This is a genomic window from Gluconobacter cerevisiae, assembly GCF_015244675.1.
Lineage (GTDB): Bacteria > Pseudomonadota > Alphaproteobacteria > Acetobacterales > Acetobacteraceae > Gluconobacter > Gluconobacter cerevisiae.
In genome coordinates this window covers 1-2,500 of sequence record NZ_JABCQO010000027.1, presented here as the reverse complement: position 1 = coordinate 2,500, position 2,500 = coordinate 1, and the positions used below count along the sequence as shown (strand labels likewise).

Here is a 2,500-nt window from a genome sequence, read left to right as displayed (position 1 = left end):
GCGAGTTTCTGTTTGCAGCGAGCTTAAGCCGTTAGGTGTAGGCGTAGCGAAAGCGAGTCTGAATAGGGCGAATGAGTTGCTGGCAGAAGACCCGAAACCGAGTGATCTAGCCATGGCCAGGCTGAAGGTGCGGTAACACGCACTGGAGGGCCGAACCCACGCCTGTTGAAAAAGTCGGGGATGAGCTGTGGCTAGGGGTGAAAGGCCAATCAAACTCGGAGATAGCTGGTTCTCCGCGAAATCTATTGAGGTAGATCGTCGGGTGTTTACCCTGGGGGGTAGAGCACTGGATGGGCTAGGGGGGCCCAAAGCCTTACCAAACCTAACCAAACTCCGAATACCCAGGAGTATAGCCCGGCAGACAGACAGTGGGTGCTAAGGTCCATTGTCGAGAGGGAAACAGCCCAGACCACCAGCTAAGGCCCCTAAATCGTGGCTAAGTGGGAAAGGATGTGGGGATTCCAAAACAACCAGGAGGTTGGCTTAGAAGCAGCCATCCTTTAAAGAAAGCGTAATAGCTCACTGGTCTATTAGAAACCCTGCGCCGAAAATGTAACGGGGCTCAAGCCACGTGCCGAAGCTGTGGGTGCATTCTTTGAATGCGCGGTAGCGGAGCGTTCCGTAAGTCTGCGAAGGAGACGGGGTGACCCTCTCTGGAGATATCGGAAGTGCGAATGCTGACATGAGTAGCGACAAACAGTGCGAGAAACACTGTCGCCGAAAGTCCAAGGGTTCCTGCGCAAGGTTAATCCACGCAGGGTGAGCCGGCCCCTAAGGCGAGGGCGAGAGCCGTAGTCGATGGGAACCAGTTTAATATTACTGGGCCTGCCAGAAGTGACGAATGAGAGATGTTGTCTGTCCTTAACGGATTGAACAGGCTTTTCAATCATTCCAGGAAATAGCTCTGGCGTATAGACCGTACCCGAAACCGACACAGGTGGACTGGTAGAGAATACCAAGGCGCTTGAGAGAACGATGCTGAAGGAACTAGGCAAATTGCTCGTGTAACTTCGGGATAAACGAGACCCGCTCGTGGGCAACCATGGACGGGTGGCACAGACCAGGGGGTAGCGACTGTTTAGTAAAAACACAGGGCTCTGCGAAATCGTGAGATGACGTATAGGGCCTGACGCCTGCCCGGTGCCGGAAGGTTAAGAGGAGGTGTGCAAGCACTGAATTGAAGCCCCGGTAAACGGCGGCCGTAACTATAACGGTCCTAAGGTAGCGAAATTCCTTGTCGGGTAAGTTCCGACCTGCACGAATGGCGTAACGACTTCCCCACTGTCTCCAGCATCGACTCAGCGAAATTGAATTCCCCGTGAAGATGCGGGGTACCCGCGGTCAGACGGAAAGACCCTATGAACCTTTACTGCAGCTTTGCAGTGGCATCAGAGACATTCTGTGTAGGATAGGTCGGAGGCTTTGAAGCCCGGGCGCCAGCTCAGGTGGAGCCATCCTTGAAATACGACCCTGAATTTTTCTGATGTCTAACCGAGACCAGTAAGCCTGGTCCGGGACCCTGCATGGTGGGCAGTTTGACTGGGGCGGTCGCCTCCCAAAGTGTAACGGAGGCGCGCGATGGTGGGCTCAGGCCGGTCGGAAACCGGCTGTCGAGTGCAATGGCATAAGCCCGCCTGACTGTGAGAGTGACAGCTCGATCAGAGACGAAAGTCGGCCATAGTGATCCGGTGGTCCCACGTGGACGGGCCATCGCTCAACGGATAAAAGGTACTCTAGGGATAACAGGCTGATCTCCCCCAAGAGTCCACATCGACGGGGAGGTTTGGCACCTCGATGTCGGCTCATCACATCCTGGGGCTGGAGCAGGTCCCAAGGGTTCGGCTGTTCGCCGATTAAAGTGGTACGTGAGCTGGGTTTAGAACGTCGTGAGACAGTTCGGTCCCTATCTGCCGTGGGTGTAAGAGACTTGAGAGGATTTGTCCCTAGTACGAGAGGACCGGGATGAACATACCTCTGGTGCACCGGTTGTCACGCCAGTGGCACAGCCGGGTAGCTAAGTATGGACGGGATAACCGCTGAAAGCATCTAAGCGGGAAACCCACCTCAAAACTAGGTCTCATAGAGCCGTGAAAGACCATCACGTTGATAGGCCGGGTGTGAAAGTGCAGTAATGCATGCAGCTAACCGGTCCTAATCGCTCATACTTCTCACATCAAAACACATGCACAGAAATCAGCCACACTCTCTTCACACCGCACCAACCTCCACCCTCTCTCAAAAGACAGGGTGGGCTGGAAGACCTGGTGGCCATTGCGAGGGCCCTACACCCGATCCCATCCCGAACTCGGCCGTGAAATCCCTCAGCGCCTATGATACTGCACCTTAAGGTGCGGAAAAGTCGGTCGCCGCCAGGTCCCCCAGCCCACTCACATAACCCAAAAAACCAACATCATTCACACCACCGCGGGGTGGAGCAGCCCGGTAGCTCGTCAGGCTCATAACCTGAAGGCCGTAGGTTCAAATCCTACCCCCGCAACCA

General features: G+C 55.1%; 1 tRNA gene and 2 rRNA genes (1 of these 3 cut by a window edge). All 3 read left to right on the top strand.

Annotated features, from left to right (window positions below):
- A 23S ribosomal RNA gene (locus tag HKD21_RS14105) occupies nt 1-2,175 on the top strand; it begins 561 nt to the left of the window's first position.
- Between the two features lie 85 nt (nt 2,176-2,260).
- A 5S ribosomal RNA gene (rrf, locus tag HKD21_RS14100) occupies nt 2,261-2,375 on the top strand.
- Between the two features lie 48 nt (nt 2,376-2,423).
- A tRNA-Met gene (locus tag HKD21_RS14095) sits at nt 2,424-2,500 on the top strand.